Below are 20,089 nucleotides of genomic sequence, written 5' to 3' on the forward strand. Positions count from 1 at the left end.
TTGCCTGCGGCCACGAATCGCGCTGCAAAACCGGGTAGAATGCCGCCCACGCAATGAGGGTATTGGAAATGGCTTTAGTCGGGCGTTACAACAGTTTGCAAGTGGTTAAACACACTAACTTCGGTTTATATCTGGACGGCGGTGCGGACGGCGAAATCCTGCTGCCCAATCGATATATTCCCAAGGATATTCCCAGTGAAGATGAAGACTGGCTCAATGTTTTCATTTATCTGGACAGCGACGACAAACTGATCGCCACCACGGAAAAACCCAAAGTTCAGGTGGGTGAATTCGCCAGCCTGAAAGTGGTTGAGGTCAATAGCATCGGCGTGTTCCTGGACTGGGGCCTGCCCAAGGACCTGTTGCTGCCGTATTCCGAAGAAAAGCGCCAGATGACCGCTGGCGAGTACTGCGTGGTGCATGTCTACCTCGACAAGCACACCCGCCGCATCACCGCCACAGCGCGCCTGGACCGTTATCTGGACAAGACCCCGGCCAACTATACGCCGGGCCAGGAAGTGGATTTGCTGGTCGCCGAAGCCACCGACATGGGGTTCAAGGCGATCATCAATAACAAGCACTGGGGCCTGATCCACAAGAACGAAATCTTCAAGTTCATGCGCGCCGGCAAACAGGAAAAAGGCTTCATCAAGGAAATCCGCCCGGACGGCAAGATCAGCCTGAGCCTGCAGCCGGTGGGCCAGGAAGCCGCCACCAGCCTTAACGCGAAGATCCTCGCCAAGTTGCGTGAGAACAACGGCACCTTGCCGGTCAGCGACAAGAGCGACCCGGCGCTGATCAGCAGCCTGTTTGGCGTGAGCAAGGGCAACTTCAAGAAAGCCATTGGTGCGCTGTACAAGAATGGGCAGATTGTCATTCATGCCGATCGCATCGAATTGAGCTGATCTTCAGTCGAGCCACAGCATCTGTGGCAAGTAAGGGTTTTATGTGGCCAGGGAGGCCAGCTGTGGGAGCAAGGCTTGCCCGCGATGAAGGCGATGCGGTCTTTCTGAAACCGAGGCGCCTGTTTCGCGAGCAAGCTTTGCTCCCACATAGCGGCGCGCTGCGACTTTCCTCTGTATACAAAACCCTGCACCTTTAGCATGCACTCGCGCCCTGTTCGTGGGCGCATGCCTGCTCCTGCTCGACTTTAACCCCCGCTCCACACCCCGGTTTGTCTCATATTTCGCGCCTATGGCACGCATTCTGCGTAGCAACGCGTATACAAACCATGCCGGCTCCCGTGCGCAGTATGGTGAGCAGGTCGATACGGGGGCACGGCGGTACTCAAAGGAGCCCCGCAATGTCCGAGCAATTGCCCAACGGCTACAGCCCCCGCCTCTATAACGAGGACTTGGGCCCGCTGCCGCAGAAATGGAATTGGTACAACATCTTCGCGTTCTGGATGAGCGATGTGCACAGTGTGGGCGGTTATGTGTTTGCCGCCAGCCTGTTCGCACTGGGGTTGGCGAGTTGGCAGGTGTTGATTGCCTTGCTCGGCGGTATCTGCATTGTGCAGTTGATCGCCAACCTGGTCGCCAAGCCGAGCCAGCAGGCGGCGGTGCCGTATCCGGTGATCTGCCGGTTGGCGTTCGGCGTGTTCGGGGCAAATATTCCCGCAGTCATTCGTGGCTTGATCGCCGTGGCCTGGTACGGGATTCAGACGTACCTGGCCTCCAGTGCGCTGATCATCGTGGTGTTGCGGTTTTTTCCTTCGATGGAAGTCTATGCGACGCCGCATTTTGCCGGTTTGTCCTACCTGGGCTGGTTCGGTTTCCTCAGCTTGTGGTTCGTCCAGGCGCTGGTGTTCTGGACCGGTATGGAATCGATCCGTCGTTTCATCGACTGGGCCGGACCAGTGGTGTATGCGGTGATGTTCCTGTTGGCCGGTTGGATCGTGTGGAAGGCCGGTTGGAGCAACATCAGCTTCACCCTGGCGGAAAAATCCTTGTCCGGCTGGCAGGCGTTCGGTCAGGTGATCGTGGCGACGGCGCTGGTGGTGTCGTACTTTTCCGGTCCGACCCTGAACTTCGGCGATTTCAGCCGTTACTGCCGGAGCATGTCTGACGTACGCCGGGGCAATTTCTGGGGGCTGCCGGTGAATTTCCTGGCGTTCTCCCTGGTCACCGTGGTGATTGTTTCCGGGACCTTGCCGGTGTTCGGCGAAATGCTCCATGACCCGATCGCCACTGTGGCGCGCATCGACAACGATGTGGCCGTCTTGCTGGGCGCCTTTGCCTTCGTGACCGCCACCATCGGCATCAACATTGTCGCCAACTTCGTTTCCCCAGCCTTCGACTTCGCCAACGTCGCCCCCAGCAAGATCAGCTGGCGCGCCGGCGGCATGATCGCGGCGGTGGCGTCGATTTTCATCACGCCGTGGAACCTGTTCAACAACCCCGAAGTGATCCACTACACCCTGGATGTGCTGGCGGCATTCATCGGCCCGCTGTTCGGGATCCTGCTGGTGGATTACTACCTGATCAAAAAACAGCAGATCGACGTCGATGCGCTGTTCAATGACGGGCCGAGCGGGCGCTATTACTACAGCGGCGGCATCAACTGGACTGCAGTCAAGGCGTTGGTCCCGGCAACGTTGATGGGCGTGGCGATCACCTTCACGCCGCTGCTGCAACCGATGGCCAACTTTGCCTGGTTCACCGGTTGCTTCCTCGGTGGGGTGTTGTATTTCGCCTTGGCGCGGCGCGAGTCGGCCGCGCAGTCGAACAAAGCGTTCAGCCCGGCCGGCCAGGCCTGATCAACGCAGGGCGGTCTGAGCGCAAGGCCTTGCCGCGCCCTGGCTGGCGGGCCGCAGCAGCAGGCCACCGGCCAGCAGTAGACCGCTGCCGGCGATGATCAGGGCCGGTTGCAGGCCGCCGCTGAAATGGCTGCTCAGCGCCGCCAGCAGTGGCCCGCTGAGCTGACCCACGGCAAAGCAGGCGGTCAACAGGCCCGCGTTGCGCTGGGTGGCGTGGGGCGCCAGCTCCCGGGAGCGCAGCATCACCAGCTGCATGCAGGCCAGGAACGGCGCGCCACACAGGAGCACCCCCAACGCCAGCCCCGGCCCGCTGCCCAGCAGGCAGGCAAATACGCCGACGGCTTGCAGCCAGAGCGTACCGATCAGCCAGCGACCGGTGGTGTTCGGGTTGGGGCGACGCAGGCTGACCAACAACACGCCGCTGGCGGCAGCCAGGCCGAAGCAGGGCCAGAACAGGTCGGCCAGCCATTGCCCATGGAACTGCGCCGAGGCCATTTGCGACAGGAACGTGGCCGGAATGATATAGCCCAGGCCGTACAGGGCGTACACCACACCGAGTCGAGCGATGCCACCGTTCGGTGAGGGAGTGACCGGCGCGGCAACGGTCGCGGTTGCGGCGGGTTGCGGCAGGATCGGCAGGATCACCAGCAACATCGCCAACCCCACGCCGGCATACACCAGCCACAGGGTCGCAGAGGTCTGGCCCAGCAGGTTCGAGCCCAGGGCGAGCAAGCCGGTCAGGAAAATCCCCAATCCAGGTCCGGCAAATACCAGGGCGCCGAGCCGTGGCCGTCCCGCCGCCGCTGCCAAGGGTTGGCTCAGGGCGGTGATCATCACCATCACCCAGGCGCTCGCCACACCGGTGCCAAAACGCAATGCCAGGTGTGGCCAGAAACCCCAGGCCCAGAACGACGCCAGGGTCAGCAGCACGCACAGCCAAAGGCCGCCGAGCAACCGTCGCCGCACCTGTTCCGGACGGCGGGCGAACATGGCGTCCAGCGCGCCGAGGAAATAGCCCAGGTAGTTGGCCGCGGCAATCAGACCGGCGGCGGTCAAGTCGACCTGACCTTCGCCGATCAAATGAGGTAACTGCGGTGTAAGGGCGAAGCGGCCAATGCCCATGGCCATCATCAGCGCGATGAAACTGCCGAGCAGGCGAATTAGAGGTGACATGGTCGTTCTCCGGGTGTCGGGGCGAATGACCGTCAGGCTAGGACTGATTGACTTTCATTAAAAATGAATAATAGTGAGTAACTTGTTCTTTTTTGGAGAATGTCATGGAGTTCAGCCAATTGCGGATTTTCCAGGCCGTGGCCGAGGAAGGTTCCATCACCCGGGCCGCCGAGCGCCTGCACCGGGTGCCATCGAACCTGTCGACCCGGCTCAAGCAGCTGGAAGAGCAATTGGGCGTGGACCTTTTCCTGCGTGAGCGTCAGCGTTTGCAGTTATCACCGGCAGGAAAAGTCCTGTTGGACTACGCGGCCAAGCTGTTCGCCTTGCACGACGAAGCCCATGCCGCCGTGCAGGGCGGGCAGCCGGCTGGGGATTTCCTGCTGGGCACGATGTACAGCACGGCAGCGACGCATCTGCCGGACCTGCTGGCGGCTTATCACCGAGCGTATCCGGCGGTGAACCTGCAAGTGCAGTCCGGGCCGAGCGGCGAATTGTTTGAGGGCCTGCTCACCAATCGGCTCGACGCGGCGTTGGTGGACGGCCCGCTGGAGCTGGCGGGGCTCGATGGCGTGCCGTTGTGCGACGAGCGGTTGGTGCTGATTACCGAGGCCGATCATGCGCCGGTAAGCAGCGCGCTGGATGTGCAGGGCCGCGCCGTGTTCACGTTCCGGCGTGGTTGCTCCTACCGGATGCGCTTGGAGGCCTGGTTTGCCCATGACCACGCGACCATGGGCCGGGCGATGGAAATCGAGTCTTACCAAGGGATGCTGGCGTGTGTGATCGCCGGGTCCGGGGTGGCGTTGATGTCAGAGTCGATGCTGGCCAGCCTGCCGGGCCGCGAGCGGGTGACGGTGCATCCGCTGGCCGAGCCGTTTGCCAGCGCCACGACCTGGCTGATGTGGCGCAAAGGCATGGTTGGGGCCAACCTCAACGCTTGGATTGAATTGCAACAACAGGCCTGGCCGCGAGCGCCCATGACGACGGCGCAATCGGCTTGAACTCCGGGAGGTGGATTTGGATCAATTCAGTAACAGATCATTGCAAACTGAGACGAGCATTGCGTAGAACATCGGACTATTATCAGTGCGAAGGGGCCACAGTAATTTGCCGCTCGTACCACCCTGAGGGGGCACCACGATGAAAGAGAAAATCCAGAATTGGCTTCACGACCTGGGTGTCGCGCTTGGCCTGATCGAGCCACCGATGCAACCGGTACCGATCCGCACCGATGACGAGCAACGCCGCCGCCAACCGCGCCGCCGGTAAACCCACCAGGAATTTGGAGAGATCGCAGTTCCGGACCATTTCAATTGAGATGGCCCGGAACTGCGATCTTTTTTATGCCTGAAGACAACCAATGTGGGAGCGAGCTTGCTCGCGATAGCGGTGGACCGGCATGCATCCATGTTGAATGTACCGCCGTCATCGCGAGCAAGCTCGCTCCCACAGGGATCTCATTGCCCAGGGTTGTCGGTCAGACTACCTTGGCCACCGCACTTGGACGTGGCGACAACAAGCTCACCAGCACAAAACTCACCAGCGCCACGCTCAGGCTGTAGTAGATCGGCGTGTTGGCGTCCAGGCCGTCCTTGAGCATGAAGAGCAGCGCGGTCAGGAAGCCCAGCGACATGCTGGTGATTGCGCCAGCGGTGGTGGCGCGTTTCCAGTAGATGGCGCCGATCAGAGGGATCAGCATGCCGCCCACCAACAGGTTGTAGGCCAGGGTCAGGGCACTGATGACGTCGCTGACCACCAGGGCGATCACCAATACCACCGCCCCCATCAGCAGGGTCGCGATGCGGTTCTCGTGGACGTCGCCATTGCCACTCTCACGGCCCTGGCGCAGACGGGGCAGCAAGTCCTGGACGACCGTGGTGGACGCCGCGAGCAGGCCCGCTGCGGCAGTGGACATCAAGGCTGCCAGGGCGGCGGCGATCACCAATCCACGAATGCCGTTGGGCAGGCTGGTCTGGACGATGCTGGCGAAGGCGTTGTTGACGTTCGCAAGGTCCGGCAGCAATACCTTGGCCGCCATGCCGATCAACGCACCGGCCAGGCCGTACAGCACGCAGTACAGGCCGGCGGCGGTGCCAGCCACTTTGGCCACGCCTTCGCTGCGAGCGGTGAACACCCGCTGCCAGATGTCCTGGCCGATGAAAATGCCGAAGAAGTAGATCAGGAAATAGGTGAGGATGGTGTCCCAGCCAATCGCGGTGAAATCGAAGTAGCTGGCCGGCAAGGCCGCCACCATCGCATCCCAGCCGCCGGCATCGACGATGGACATTGGCATCAGCAGGAACACCAGGCCAACGGTCATGATCAGAAATTGCACGATGTCGGTGAGGGTCAGCGACCACATGCCGCCGATGGTGGAATACAGCACCACCACGCCGCCGCCCACCAGGATCGACACCCAGAACGGCAAGCCGAACAGCACCTGCATCACGGTGCCGATGGCGATGGTCGAAGTGGCGCCGATCATCAGTGCATAAACCAGCATGATCAGCGCACTGGCCTGGCGCGCGGCCGGGTTGTAGCGGCGTTCCAGCACTTGGGTCACGGTGTAGATCTTCAGCTTGAGCAAGGGCTTGGCGAGGAACAGGCTCAAGCCGACGATGCCCAGGCCAATGGCGCCGCACAACCAGAATCCGGAAATGCCGTAGACGTAGCCCAGGCGCACGGTGCCAATGGTGGACGCACCGCCCAGTACGGTGGCGGCCATGGTGCCCAGGTAAAAGCCCGGGCCGAGGTTGCGCCCGGCGACCAGGTAGTCGTCACGGGTCTTGGCGCGGCGCATGCCGTACCAGCCGAGGGCGATCATGCCGGCGGCGTAGATGAGAACGACGATTAAGTCCAAAGCCATGGTGGCGTGTCTCCGATTGTCTTTTTTGTATGGGACGAGGCGGTGCTGTCCCTGGCACTGCAGCCTCAGTGCGAACGCGCTTTATGTGGCCAGAGATTGCTCCCGCTCGGTTGCGCAGCAACCTCTAAAAGCTTGGGGCCGCTGCGCAGCCCAGCGGGAGCAAGCTCCCTCGCCACAGGTATTTTGTTGTCTCGGATCAGGCGGTTTGCCTGAGGGCTGGTTTATCGATGGGCACCGAAGCGTCCTTGCTACGCGGATCTTGCGGCCCATACACCGCCGCCGGCTCTGGAAACAGCCCCAGCAACGCCAGGTACACCACCGAGGCCAGGCCCAGGGTCACGGGCAGGCTGATATCGATCCCGCCGGCCAGTTCCCCCAGCGGCCCGACGAACTGCCCCGGCAGGTTGACGAAGCACAACCCCACCAGCGCGCTGGGGATCCATGCCCCCAGGCCGCGCCAGTTCCAGCCGTGGCTGAACCAGTAGCGCCCGCCGGTTTCGCCACGGGTGAACACTTGCAGGTCATCCGGGCAGTAGAAGCCACGGCGCACCAGCAGGCCGATGATCATGATCACCATCCACGGCGTGGTGCAGGTGATGATCAGCACGGCGAAAGTCGAGACGCTCTGCACCAGGTTCGCCGCAAAGCGCCCGATGAAGATGAAGGCAATCGACAGCACGCCGATCAGCAGCGTCGCCTTGACCCGCGACAGCACCCGTGGAAACACGCTGGACATGTCCAGGCCGGTGCCATACAGCGAGGTGGTGCCGGTGGACATGCCGCCGATCACCGCGATCAGGCACACCGGCAGGAAGAACCAGCTCGGCGAAACCGCCAGCAGCCCGCCCACGTAGTTGTTGGCCGCGATGTAGTCCGGCGCCTTGATCGCCACGATGGTGGCGGTGGCGAGGCCGAACAGAAACGGGATCAACGTCGCCAGTTGCGCAGCGATCACGGCCAGCATGATGCGGCGCTTGGGCGTATTGCGGGGGATGTAGCGCGACCAGTCACCGAGGAACGCACCGAAGGAAATCGGGTTACTCATAGCCACCAGCGCCGCGCCGATAAACGCCGCCCAGAAGCCCGGCTGGCCGAGGCTGACCGTGCCGGCGAACTGGCTGTCGAAAGTCGGTGCGAAGGCCAGGATGCCCAGCAAAAACAGCAGGCTGGCCGCCCATACGGCGATGCGGTTGACCCACAGCATGAAGCGAAAGCCATAGATGCACACCGTCAACACCAGCAGGGCGAACAGGCCGTAGGCCAGGCCCAGGCTCAGGTCGGTCTCTGGCATGCCGATCAACCGTTTGGCGCCGCCGATCAACGCATCCCCGGAGCTCCAGACCGACAGCGAGAAGAACGCGATGGCGGTCAGCAACGAGAGGAACGAGCCGACGATCCGTCCGTGCACGCCGAAGTGTGCCCCGGAAGAAACGGCGTTGTTGGTGCCGTTGAGCGGGCCGAACAGGCCCATCGGCGCGAGAATGATCGAACCCACCAGGACGCCCAGCACAATGGCCCAGACCCCGGCCTGGAATGACAGGCCGAACAGTACTGGGAAACTGCCGAGCACGGCGGTGGCGAAGGTGTTGGCACCGCCGAAAATCAGGCGAAACAGGTCGCCCGGACCGGCGCTGCGTTCGTGGTCGGGGATCTGTTCGACCCCGTTGGTTTCAATGTGCGTAAGGCTTTTATCGTTATTGTTATTCATGATCTGCTCCGATCATCGAGGCGCATTCATCGTGTGTGAATGTCGCCTGTTGCTAAGGGGATGGCAGCCCTTCCGGCATTGCGGACAAATGTTCGTGACAGGCCAGCCATAGGCCTTGTTGTTCTTGGCGAAACACAATGGTTTCGCGCTCCTGGCTAAAGTGCAGCTCCCCTTGCATGCGCAGCTCGGTGGCCACGTCATGGATGAAAATCGCGACGTCCCCTTGCAGGCTGACGAAGGCGTTGCTCGAAGTGCAATTGAGCACCTCAAAGCCATCCTCGGACCGCCAGCGATCCCACAACGCCAGGTAGGCATCGCGTGACAGCAGGGGCTGTTCGAGGGTGTAGAACACGAAACTCGCATCGGCCGTGAACGCGCCGAAGTAGGCGTCACGGTCATTGCGGGCGAAGGCCGACACCAATTCGGCGGCGGCCTTGAGAACCTGATCTCGATCGTTCATGACCGCACCTCAGCGATGAACCACGCCAGGCAGTACGCAGAGCATCTCGTACAGCAGGTTGGCGCCCAGCAGCGAGGTGTTGCCGGTGGTGTCGTACGGCGGCGAGACTTCTACCAGATCGCAACCGACCAGGTCGAGGCCTTGGCAGCCACGGACGATTTCGATCGCCTGGATGGTGGTCAGGCCGCCGATTTCCGGAGTGCCGGTGCCTGGCGCCCAGGCCGGGTCGATACCGTCGATGTCGAAGCTCAGGTACACCGGGCCGCCGCCGACTTTCTCACGTACTTCGGCCATCAGCGGGGCCAGGGATTTGTGCCAGCACTCTTCGGCCTGGACCACGCGGAAACCCTGGTTGCGGCTCCAATTGAAGTCATCGGCGGTGTAGCCCTGGGCCCGCAGGCCGATCTGCACCACGCGGTCGCAATCGAGCAGGCCTTCTTCCACGGCGCGGCGGAAGGTGGTGCCGTGGGCGATTTTCTCACCGAACATGTGGTCGTTCACATCGGCGTGGGCATCGATGTGCACCAGGCCGACCTTGCCGTGTTTCTTGTGGATGGCCCGCAGGATCGGCAGGGTGATGGTGTGATCGCCGCCCAGGGTCAGGGGGATGACGTTGTGTTCGAGGATCTTGTGGTACGACTCCTCGATGATCCGCACCGCGTCCAGCAGGTTGAAGGTGTTGATCGGCACGTCGCCGATGTCGGCCACCGACAGCGAGTCGAACGGCGCGGCGCCGGTGGCCATGTTGTAGGGGCGGATCATCACGGATTCGGCGCGGATTTCCCGCGGCCCGAATCGGGTGCCGGCGCGCAGGGAGGTGCCGATGTCCAGCGGCACGCCGACGAACGCAGCGTCCAGGCCGGCAGCGGTTTGCAAATGGGGGAGTCGCATCATGGTGGCGATGCCGCCGAAGCGCGGCATTTCGTTGCCGCCCAGTGGTTGGTGAAGAATCTTGTCCACGGGTAGGGCCTCATCGTTGTTTTATTTATCAGGGGCCGATTCTGCGAAAAGCCATTGCCGCGAAGAATCGCTAGGGGCAAATACTTAGTTCAGATTTTTCTAAACTAATGGCGGGTGGGGCGATAGACTTCGCGTCAGTGCAGTTCTGGGGCAAATGATGCCCCCTGTGGCGAGGGGATTTATCCCCGCTGGGGCGCGAAGCGGCCCTAAACCCTGATATCCCGGTGTATCAGGCAGATTGAGTTGACTGTCTTGGGGCTGCTTCGCAGCCCAGCGGGGATAAATCCCCTCGCCACAAATGTGCATTGACCTGCTTGTATGGAGACACCCCATGGCCAACGCTCTACCCGACCTGAAACTGCTGCGCATTTTTGTCAGCGTGGTCCGGCACCAGGGTTTCGCCAATGCTCAGCACGAGCTCAACCTGTCCACGTCGGCCATCAGCACCTACATGAGTCAGTTGGAATCGGCCCTGGGCCTGGTGTTGTGTCATCGCGGTCGGGGCGGGTTCAGCCTGACCAGCAAGGGCGAGTTGTTCCATCAGGAAACCCTGCGTCTGTTGGGTGAGCTCGAAGGGTTCGAGCAGTACGCCGCCGCGCTCAAGGGTGAGCTGCGCGGCACCTTGAACCTGGGAGTGATTGACTCTACCGTCAGCGACAAGGCCTTGCCGTTCGCCGAAGCCATCGGCGCCTACAGCCAGGAGCATCCGGCGGTGCATTTGCACCTGTCGGTCATGAGCCCTTACGAGTTGCAACTCGGCGTGCAGGACAACCGCCTGGACCTGGCCATCGGTGCGTTCTCCACGCGCATGAGCGGGCTGGTCTACATGCCGCTGTACCGTGAGCAGCACTGGTTGTATTGCAGCAACCGCCACCCGCTGTTCAACGAGCGGCGCATCCCCGAGCAGGTCATCACTCAGCAGCGCATGGTCGGGCGCGGTTACTGGAGCCAGGCCGAACTGGCTCGCCATGGCTTCAAGCACAGCGCGGCGACGGTGGAGAGTATGGAGGCGCAGTTGATCCTGGTGTTGTCCGGGGCCTACGTTGGTTACCTGCCCGAGCACTACGCCCAGGCTTGGGTCGACAAGGGTGACTTGCGCGTACTGCTGCCGGCGACCTTCGGTTATCAGGCGCCGTTTTCGATGATCGTACGCCGTGGTCGCAGCCGCGAGCCGCTGATCCAGACCTTCCGCGATTTGCTCAAAGCTCAACTGAATCAGGCGTGACCATGTCCAGAACTCAATGCCCGCGCTGCCAACGACCGCAAAGCCACTGTCTGTGCCCGTTGATCCCCAGCCTCGACAGCCGCACCCGCGTCTTGCTGTTGCAGCATCCCAGCGAAGTGAACCATGCCTTGAACACCGCCCGCTTGGCGGCGTTGGGGCTTAACAACGCTGAACTGATCGTGGGTGAGGTGTTCGAGGATTTGCCCAGGTTGCTCAATCAGCCGGGTTATCAGGCACGGTTGTTGTTTCCAGCTGACGATGCACAGCCGTTGCAGGCTTATGCGCCCTGCGATGAGCCGTTGCTGCTGGTCGTGCCCGACGGCACCTGGCGCAAGGCGCGCAAGCTGTTGCACCTCAACCCGCTGCTGGCGGCGCTGCCGAGGGTGACATTGGCCGAGGGCGGGGTGTCTCGTTATCGTTTGCGCAAGGCGCCAGGGCCGGGGGCGTTGTCGACGGTGGAGGCGATTGTCCAGGCGTTGCAGGTGCTTGAGGCGCCAGCGAGCTTCGAGCTGTTGCTGAGGCCGTTCGAGGCGTTGATCGAGGGGCAGATTGCGGCGATGGGGGAGGAGACTTACCAGAAGAACCATGGAGGGGTATAGAGACCCCTGTGGCGAGGGAGCTTGCTCCCGCTCGGCGGCGCAGCCGTCGTAAAACCTGCTGGCGCGGTCTGCCTGACACAACGAGGTGAATGGTCTTGGGGCTGCTGCGCAGCCCAGCGGGAGCAAGCTCCCTCGCCACGGGGTCGGGGTAAATTCGGATCAGCGCTCGCGCATCGCCTCGGTCCGCGCCTTCAACACTGGCTTGAGCAAGTAATCCAACACACTTTTCTCCCCGGTGATGATGTCCACCGTCGCCACCATCCCCGGAATGATCAGCAAGGGTTTGGCATCCCCACCCAAGTGATTTTTATCGGTACGCACCTGGATCAGGTAGAAGCTGTTGCCCTTGTCGTCGGTGATGGTGTCGGCGCCGATCAGTTCGAGCTTGGCGCTCATCCCGCCGTAGATCGTGTAGTCGTAGGCGCTGAATTTGACCATGGCTTTCTGGCCTGGGTGCAGGAACGCTACGTCCTGAGGGCGTACCTTGGCTTCGATCAGCAGGTTGTCTTCCAGGGGCACGATTTCCACCATGTCGTTGCCCGGCTGCACCACGCCGCCGATGGTGTTGACCTTCAGTTGCTTGATCACCCCATGCACCGGCGAGACGACGGTGGTGCGGGTCACGCGGTCGTCGATGGCGATGCTCGAGGCGGTGATTTTCGACAGTTCGGTGCGTTTCTCGTTGAGGTCCTTGGCTGCCTCGGAGCGAAAGGTCTGTTCCGATTCGTCGATCTTGCTCTTGATCTCGTTGATCGCCGATTCGGCCCGGGGAATGGCCAGGGTGGTGGCGTTGAGCGAACCGCGAATTTCCACCGCGCTGCGTTTGAGCCGCAGGATCTCCACTGGCGACACCGCCCCGGTGCGCACCAGCGGGGCGGACATGTTCATTTCTTCTTGCAGCAAGGCCAGGGCCGAGCTGAACTGGCCTTGCTTGGAGCGAAACTCCGCCAGCTCCTGGGTCTTCTGCCGCAGTTGTTCGGTCAGGGTGCGTTGTTCGCTGGCCAGGCGCCGCTGACGTTGTTCGTACAGTGAGCGCTCGTCCTCGGCGACTTGCGGGGCCTTGGCGATCACCTCGGCCGAAAGATTGAACGGCCGGCCCTCGGCCTCGGCCGACAGGCGCTCGACCTGGGCTGTCAGGGCATAGCGGTCAGCCTCGCTTTCGCCCTTGTTCGACAGGAACCGCGTGTCGTCCAGGCGCAGCAGAGTGTCGCCCTTGTTCACCATCTGGCCTTCACGGACGAAAATCTCAGTGACGATGCCGCCCTCCAGGTTCTGGATCACCTGGATCTTGCTCGATGGTATCGCCTTGCCTTCGCCGGTGGTGACTTCCTGCAACACCGCGAACTTCGCCCAGACCAGCCCGGTGACGATCAACCCGGCGGCCAGCCACACGGTCACCCGCGAGCGGCGGGGCGAGTCCTGCAGCGTGGCGCCGGCGGTTTCCGGCATGAACTCGCTTTCGGCGCTTTTGCTGAAACTGCCGAAGTAGCTTCGGGCGGCTGAATCCGGTGTTTGAGCAGACATGGGGCGGTACCCGTTGGTGAAATAAAATGGAGCTGTTGTGCAGCTTTTGTGGCGAGGGGATTTATCCCCGCTGGGCTGCGAAGCAGCCCTAAACCCTGACACCTCGGTGTACCAGACAGATTGAGCTGACTGTCTTGGGGCGGCTTCGCAGCCCAGCGGGGATAAATCCCCTCGCCACAAGGGTTATGTGGTTGTTTCTAGACTGCCGCGGAGCCCACCCGGCCCTTGCGCAGCGCATCGATCACCGCCTCTTTCGGGCCATCCGCCACGATCCGGCCGTTATCCAGCACCACCAAGCGGTCCACCAGGCTCAGCATCGAGGTGCGGTGGGTGACCAGCAGCACGGTCTTGCCCTGTACATGGGTATGAAGCTTTTGCCGCAAAACGTCTTCGCTGCTGTTGTCCATGGCGCTGGTGGGTTCGTCCAGCAACAGGATCGGCGGGTCGAGCAGCAAGGCCCGGGCCAGTAGCACAGCCTGGCGTTGGCCGCCGGAGAGCAGTTGCCCGCGCTCGCCCACCGGGCGGTCGAAGCCTTGGGGATGCTGGCGCGCCAGTTCGGTGACACCGGTCAGTTCCGCCACTTCCAACATGCGCGCGTCGCTGACGTAGCGGGCGCCCAAGGTGAGATTGTCCCGCAGGCTGCCAGCCAGCAGCGGCAGGTCATGGGCGACGTAGCCGATCTGTTGGCGCAGGTCGGCGACGTCCAGTTGCCGCAGGTCCAGGCCGTCCAGCAGCAGTTGGCCTTCCTCCGGCGCATAGAAACCCATCACCAGGCGCGCCAGGGTGCTCTTGCCCGAGCCACTGCGGCCGATGATCCCGACCCGTTCACCTGGCTTGAGGCTGAAACTGATATTGGCCAGCGCCGGGGCATTCTGGCCGTTGTAATGGAATGTCACGCCGTTGACGTCCAGCGCGCCCTGCAATTGGGTGCGATCCAGGGGCCGCTGCTTGGCGTCACGTTCCTGGGGCAACGCCATCAAAGCATCGGTGCTGCGCATGGTGAGCTGGGCTTGCTGGTAACGGGTGATCAGCCCGGCGATCTGCCCGAGCGGGGCGAGCACCCGGCTGCCGAGCATGTAGGTCGCCACCAGCGCGCCGACGCTGAGGTTGCCGGCGATGATGCTGTAGACCCCGGCGACGATGGTCGCCATGCCCGCCAGTTGTTGCAGGAACAACGTGCCGTTGGTCGCCAGTGCCGAGAGGTTGCGCGCGTGGCTGTCCAGGCGGGTGAGGGCTCCGTGGGTGCTTTCCCATTGATGCTGGCGCTCGCTCTCGGCGCTGCAGGCCTTGAGGGTTTCCAGGCCGCCGAGGGTTTCGATCAGCAGGGCTTGGCGCTGGGCGCCCAGCGCCAGGCTTTTTTCCACGGTGTCGCGCAGGCGCGCCTGGATGATCATCGCGAAGACAATGGTGATCGGAAACGCCACCACCGGAATCACCACCAGCCAGCCGCCCAGCAGGCCGATCACCACCAGCATCAGCAGGGCGAAGGGCAGGTCGATCAGGCTGGTGAGGGTCACCGCGGTGAGGAATTCGCGCAGGCCCTGGAAGTCGTGGATGCTCTGGGCGAAGCCGCCGATGGTCACTGGCTTGGCCTTCATCGCCATGCCGGTGATGCGCTCGAACAGGGTGGCGGAGAGAATCACGTCGGTTTTCTTGCCGGCGGTGTCCAGCAGATGGGCGCGCACCACCCGCAATACCAGTTCGAAACCGGTGCCGATCAACAGCCCCACGGCCAGCACCCACAAGGTCGACGTGGCCTGGTTCGGCACCACGCGGTCGTAGGTTTGCATCACGAACAGCGGCACCATCAGCCCCAGCAGGTTGATCAGGAAGCTCGCCAGGATTGCGTCGCTGTACAGCCAGCGCGACAGTTTCAAGGTGTCGCGAAACCACGCCTCGACCCGCGGCACCAGGGGCGAGCGCAAGTCTTCGAGTTCATGGCGCGGCCGGGCGAACAAGGCCTGGCCGCTGTAGTCCAGGGTCAGTTCTTCGCGGCTGACCCATTGCTCGCCGCCGTCGGCTTCGCTGGGCAGGATCAGCGCCTTGCCGTCCTCGCCCCAGCGCCTGAGTACCGCACAGCGCCCCCCCGCCAGGATCAGCATCACCGGCAGGTTGAGGGGTGAAATATCCGCCAGCTCACGACGCAACAGCCGCGCCTGCAAGCTCGCCCGGGCCGCTGCGCGCGGCAGCAGGTCCAGGCTCAAGCGTTGGTGCGCCATAGGAAGCCCGGCGCTGAGGCTGGCGCGGCTGACCGTCGCACCATGGAGTTTGCAGAGGATCAACAGGCCGTCCAGCAAGGGATCATCGAAGTTCAGGCGCGGGTCAGCGCTCGGGGTTGCGGGTTCCATGCTGGTCACGTCGGTTGCTCCCATATTTTTTCGAGGGGGGCTACTTCAGTTCCGGCAGCCGAGCCTGATTCTTGACTTCGGTCTGCGCGACCGCATCGGCCGGCAGCACGATCCGTTGTTTGTGCAACAGCAGGCCCATGTTCGCCAGCACTCGGTACATCGAGTACTCCTCGGTGTAACGCACCTCGGTGTAGCGACGGTTGGCGTTGTACAGCTCGTTTTCGCTGTCGAGCAGGTCGAGCAGGGTGCGCTGGCCGAGACCGAACTGATCCTGGTACGCGGCGCGCACACGGGCGGTGGTGTCGGCATATTCGCGGGCGGTGGGGGTCTGTTTGCGGGCGTTGAGCATCGCGTTCCAGGCCAGGCGTGTGTCTTCGTTGAGCTGGCGCAGGGCATTGTTGCGGATGTCCATGGCCTGGTTGATCTGGTGGGCGTTGGACGCCAGCCGCGCCTTGTCGCTGCCACCACGGAACAGGTTGTAGTTCATCACCACGCCGACCCGCCAGTTGTTGTCGTGGCCTTCTTCGCCACCGATGTTGTTATTGGCGCCCACCGCCGCCTCGGCGTCGAAGCGCGGATAGAACGGCGACTTCGCCACTTCGTACTGGCTCTCGGCGGACTGTATGTCGGCCTGGGCCGATTTCAGGTACGGGTTGTTATCCACCATGCTTTGCTGGGCTTCGCGCAGGTCGGCGGGCATTTCGCCTTTGGTCGAGGGCGGCGCTTCCAGTTCATCGGGCATGCGCCCGACCACGCTGTAGAAGTTCGCCTCGGCGTCGGCCAGGTCGACCTGGGCGGTGTCGTAGTTGTTTTCCGCCAGGGCCCGACGGGCGTTGGACTGGTCGGAGTCGGCGTTGCTGCCCACCCCACGCTCGGTGCGCAGGCCGATCTGGTCGTTGACCCGCAGGTGCGCCTGCAGGTTGTTCTTGGCCAGGGTCACCAGTTCGCGGCGCTTGAGCACTTCCAGGTAGACCTCGATGGTGCGCAGCGCCAGATCCTGGGCGGTGCCCTGGGCGTAATAGGCCCGGGAGTTGACCACGCCCTGGGTGCGCTGCACTTCATTGGATGTGTTGAACCCGTCGAAGATCATCTGCCGCAGGCGCAGCTCCGATTGGGTGTAGGTCAGGATATTGGTGTGGTGGTTGCCCTGGGCACGGGTGGTGGTGTTGTCGCTGTAACCACGACCGTAACCGGCATTGAGATCCACCGATGGGAAAAAGCCCCCTCGGGCGACTTTGACGTCTTCATTGGCCGACAGACGGCTGTCTACCCGTTGTGCCAGCTCTGGGTGAGTGGCAATGGTGCTCTGGATCGCTTCGGTCAAGGACAGGGCCTGCGCCTGAGAAGAGCAGGCCATGGCCAGCAAAACCGCGCTGCAGAGGGGGGTTAGAACGCGCATGGGGTGCATCTCCTGAGGTCTGTAGTGCTTCGCTTGTCGCCAAAATATTGACGTATTTAAGATCAAAACCGTTTCAACCTTGTAACAACACAGCTAAGAACATCCTGAGCAAAACCTAAGAAGAATTTCTCATAAGACTTATTCCGAAAAAAACTTATGTGCTTGAAAAAAACCGGCACATTGTTCAAAGCGAAAGCCTTTGAATCTGCGGGTTCTGACGGCTTTTAGGCGTCAATAAAAGTTCCATGCAGATTTTTAAGCAACGTGAAGAAGTGCCGAAAGGGTGATGTGTAAGGCGGTTTTTGGTGACGGTTTTTTGTCGTTTTGGCGAATTGCCAGCACCTTCTGCTTTCGCGAAAGCTGGCAGATTTTCCAGCTTTTTTGGTCGCCAACCCGAGGACGGATTCTTCACCCAGACAGGTGCCGATTGCGGTCGGCAACGGAGGAAATGCACATGGCAGCGCTCATCGGTATCGTCAGCAAAGTGGTCGGGCAAGTTTTCGCAGAAGCGGCCGGTGGCCTGCGGCGGCCTCTGGTCGAAGGCGATCGGCTTTATGCCGGCGAACACCTGGTCACCGGTGCCGAAGGGGCCGTGGCTGTTCATATGCAAAACGGCCAGACCTTGACCCTGGGCCGCGAAAGCAACCTGACCCTGACCCCGCAGTTGCTCGCCAACCATGCGCCTCATGTCGACACGCCCGACGCGGCGGCACCGAGCGACGCGCAACTGACCGATGTGCAAAAGCTGCAGCAAGCCATCGCCGCCGGTGCCGACCCGACCCAGACCGGTGAAGCCACGGCCGCCGGCCCCGAGGGCGGCAACCCGGGGGGCGTGGGCGGCGGGCACAGTTTTGTGCTGCTGGAAGAAGTCGGCGGGGAAGTCGATCCTCTGATCGGTTTCCCGACAGCTGGGTTCAACGGGATTCCCGAGTTTCCACTACTGCGCCTGGCCGGTGATCCGGACAACTCGGGTGACGATGCAACCGTGCCGCCGGTGACCCCTGAAACGCCGGATAACCCCGTGACCCTCGACGGGGTCAATGTCGAGGGCGGCGAACTGACCACCAACGAAGCCAATCTGGCCGATGGTTCGGCGAGCAATCCGGGGGCGCTGGTGCAAAATGGCACCTTCACGGTGTCCGCGCCTGACGGGCTGAGCAGCCTGAGCATCGGTGGCATCAACGTGATCAGCGGCGGCGTGCCCGCAGGCTTTCCCCAAACCATCACTTCGGCGCTGGGCAACACGTTGACCATCACCGGCTATGACCCGGCCACGGGGGTGGTCAGCTACACCTATACCCTGACGGACAATGAAACCCATCCTGCTGGCGGCGGTGCCAACAGCATCACCGAGCAGTTCCCGGTGGTGGCCGTCGACACCGACGGCGACACGGCCACCGGCACCCTGGACGTCAACATTACCGATGATGTGCCCCAGGCGATCGACGACAGCCACGCCAACACGGCGTCGGAAACCCTGGTCACCCTCACCGGCAACGTATTGCCCAACGACCATCAGGGCGCCGACCGGATCCCCACCGGTCCCGACAGCGGGCCGATCATCGGCGGGACGTTCACTGGCACCTACGGCACCCTGGTGCTCAACCCCAACGGCACGTACACCTACACCCTGAACACCAGCGACCCGCAATTCGTCGCGTTGCATGGCGGGGGCAGCGGCACCGAGACGTTCACCTACACCCTGACCGATGCCGACGGCGACACCAGCACCGCCAATCTGGTGCTGCAAGTGCACAACAACGACGACCCGGTGATCATCACCGGCCTCGACTCCGAAGGCGGTGAGCTGACGGTCCAAGAGAAAAACCTCAGCGACGGCAGCAGCCCGGATGCATCGGCGCTGACTCAAAGCGGCACCTTTACCGTGACTGCGTTGGACGGTGTGCAGACCTTGAGCGTTGGCGGCATCAATGTCGTCACGGGTGGTGTAGCGGCTGGTTTCCCTCAGTCGATTACCACCGCGCTGGGCAACACCCTGACCATTACCGGTTTCAACGCTGCGACTGGGGTGGTCAGTTACAGCTACACCTTGCTGGATAACGAAGCCCATCCAAACGCCAACGGCGCCAACAGCCTCAGCGAACAATTTGCGGTCGTCGTCACCGATGACAACGGCACCACCGCCAACGGCAACCTGGACGTGAACATCGTTGATGACTTGCCGACCGCTCATGCGGATTCCGCCTCGGTGGATGAGGGTGGCACGGTCAGTGGCAACGTCCTGAACAACGACGAAGGTGGCGCTGACGGGCCGGCCGCGAGCGGTGCTGTGATCGGTGTGCGTGCAGGTAACGACACCTCGACTCCGGCGATTGGCGGCCTCAACACCCAGATCAACGGCACCTACGGCTACCTGACCCTGGACGCCAATGGCAACGCCGTCTACCACAGCAACCCGAACACCGTCAGTGCCCCGGGCGCGACCGATGTTTTCACCTACACCGTGCGCGACGCCGATGGCGATGAAAGCACCACCACCATCACCATCGATGTCCACGATGTCTGTCTCGTCGCCACACCTGACCAGGAAATCAGCGTCTACGAAAAAGCCCTCGACCTGAACCAGGACGGCCAGGACCTGGCCCCCGGCACTGTCACCGGCAGCGCCCCGAGTGCCACCAGCGAGACCGCCAGTGGCAGCCTTGTCGGCTCGATCAGCGGTGCCGTTGGCGCAGTGACCTTCGCGCTGGTGGGCAATGCCAACGGTGCCTACGGTCAACTGTCGCTTCAGCCCGACGGCTCCTACACCTACACCCTGACCTCGCCAGCCACCACCACGCCTCACGCCAACGATGGCCCGAATGTGTTGAGCGAAAGCTTCACCTACCAGGCCACGGACTCGTTGGGTAACACCGTCACCAGCACCATCGTCATCGACATCGTCGACGACGTGCCCAACGCCCATGCCGATTTCGCCTCGGTGGTGGAGGGCGGCACGGTCAACGGCAACGTGCTGGACAACGACGTACTTGGCGCGGATGGCGGCATGGTGATCGGCGTGCGCGCCGGCAACGACACCTCGAACCCTGCCGTCGGCGGCCTGAACACCCA

The 20,089-nt window shown here is 62.4% G+C and carries 15 protein-coding genes; 7 read left to right on the plus strand and 8 right to left on the minus strand.

The window, feature by feature from the left end:
• The first annotated feature begins 68 nt into the window (after positions 1–68).
• Positions 69–905 (plus strand): CvfB family protein, encoded by an 837-nt coding sequence (locus tag Q7F16_RS08245; protein WP_014337103.1) that lies wholly within the window; start codon positions 69–71, stop codon positions 903–905.
• A 398-nt stretch (positions 906–1,303) separates the two neighbouring features.
• Positions 1,304–2,758: an NCS1 family nucleobase:cation symporter-1 gene (locus Q7F16_RS08250; protein WP_079305202.1), complete on the plus strand. Its 1,455-nt coding sequence runs from the start codon at positions 1,304–1,306 to the stop codon at positions 2,756–2,758.
• Here the strand turns inward: Q7F16_RS08250 and Q7F16_RS08255 are convergent, their stop codons facing one another.
• The gene (locus Q7F16_RS08255; RefSeq protein WP_409556418.1) at positions 2,759–3,931 is read right to left on the minus strand and encodes an MFS transporter; all 1,173 of its coding nucleotides are present in this window, start codon (positions 3,929–3,931) and stop codon (positions 2,759–2,761) included.
• Positions 3,932–4,035: 104 nt separating this feature from the next.
• Here Q7F16_RS08255 and ptrR point away from each other — a divergent pair, with 104 nt between their 5' ends.
• Both ptrR and Q7F16_RS08265 read left to right on the plus strand, forming a co-directional pair.
• On the plus strand, positions 4,036–4,929 hold the full coding sequence (ptrR, locus tag Q7F16_RS08260; RefSeq protein ID WP_046062955.1) for a putrescine utilization regulator PtrR: 894 nt from the start codon (positions 4,036–4,038) through the stop codon (positions 4,927–4,929).
• A gap of 139 nt (positions 4,930–5,068) precedes the next feature.
• Positions 5,069–5,197: a PA1414 family protein gene (locus tag Q7F16_RS08265; protein WP_003198971.1), complete on the plus strand. Its 129-nt coding sequence runs from the start codon at positions 5,069–5,071 to the stop codon at positions 5,195–5,197.
• 208 nt (positions 5,198–5,405) lie between these two features.
• On the opposite strand, the gene Q7F16_RS08270 is transcribed toward Q7F16_RS08265, so the two are convergent.
• The 4 genes from Q7F16_RS08270 to speB all read right to left on the minus strand — a co-directional run bounded on the left by Q7F16_RS08270 (position 5,406) and on the right by speB (position 9,922).
• Entirely contained in the window at positions 5,406–6,794 is a 1,389-nt protein-coding gene (locus Q7F16_RS08270) for a sodium:solute symporter (protein ID WP_014337107.1), read from the minus strand.
• Positions 6,795–6,990: 196 nt separating this feature from the next.
• A complete protein-coding gene (locus tag Q7F16_RS08275; protein ID WP_046062956.1) occupies positions 6,991–8,502 on the minus strand; it encodes a purine-cytosine permease family protein in 1,512 nt (503 codons plus the stop codon).
• Positions 8,503–8,554: 52 nt separating this feature from the next.
• Positions 8,555–8,962, minus strand: coding sequence for a YybH family protein (locus Q7F16_RS08280; RefSeq protein ID WP_046062957.1), 408 nt, complete (start codon positions 8,960–8,962; stop codon positions 8,555–8,557).
• 9 nt (positions 8,963–8,971) lie between these two features.
• Complete coding sequence (gene speB, locus Q7F16_RS08285) at positions 8,972–9,922, minus strand: agmatinase (RefSeq protein ID WP_003198979.1); 951 nt, start codon at positions 9,920–9,922, stop codon at positions 8,972–8,974.
• A gap of 331 nt (positions 9,923–10,253) precedes the next feature.
• Between speB and Q7F16_RS08290 the strand changes: the two genes are divergently transcribed.
• A complete protein-coding gene (locus tag Q7F16_RS08290; RefSeq protein ID WP_003184133.1) occupies positions 10,254–11,147 on the plus strand; it encodes a LysR family transcriptional regulator in 894 nt (297 codons plus the stop codon).
• A 2-nt stretch (positions 11,148–11,149) separates the two neighbouring features.
• Positions 11,150–11,746, plus strand: coding sequence for a tRNA-uridine aminocarboxypropyltransferase (locus Q7F16_RS08295; protein WP_409556419.1), 597 nt, complete (start codon positions 11,150–11,152; stop codon positions 11,744–11,746).
• A gap of 159 nt (positions 11,747–11,905) precedes the next feature.
• Here the strand turns inward: Q7F16_RS08295 and Q7F16_RS08300 are convergent, their stop codons facing one another.
• From Q7F16_RS08300 to Q7F16_RS08310, 3 genes are all read right to left on the minus strand, one after another.
• Positions 11,906–13,270: an HlyD family type I secretion periplasmic adaptor subunit gene (locus Q7F16_RS08300; protein ID WP_046062959.1), complete on the minus strand. Its 1,365-nt coding sequence runs from the start codon at positions 13,268–13,270 to the stop codon at positions 11,906–11,908.
• Between the two features lie 197 nt (positions 13,271–13,467).
• On the minus strand, positions 13,468–15,627 hold the full coding sequence (locus tag Q7F16_RS08305; RefSeq protein WP_046063049.1) for a type I secretion system permease/ATPase: 2,160 nt from the start codon (positions 15,625–15,627) through the stop codon (positions 13,468–13,470).
• Between the two features lie 31 nt (positions 15,628–15,658).
• The gene (locus Q7F16_RS08310; RefSeq protein ID WP_046062960.1) at positions 15,659–17,017 is read right to left on the minus strand and encodes a TolC family outer membrane protein; all 1,359 of its coding nucleotides are present in this window, start codon (positions 17,015–17,017) and stop codon (positions 15,659–15,661) included.
• Between the two features lie 454 nt (positions 17,018–17,471).
• On the opposite strand from Q7F16_RS08310, the gene Q7F16_RS08315 reads away from it, so the two are divergent.
• Positions 17,472–20,089: retention module-containing protein (locus Q7F16_RS08315; protein ID WP_413211831.1), on the plus strand; the 2,618-nt coding region annotated here is incomplete at its 3' end.

This window comes from Pseudomonas sp. Lb2C2 (assembly GCF_052112205.1).
GTDB lineage: Bacteria > Pseudomonadota > Gammaproteobacteria > Pseudomonadales > Pseudomonadaceae > Aquipseudomonas > Aquipseudomonas kilonensis.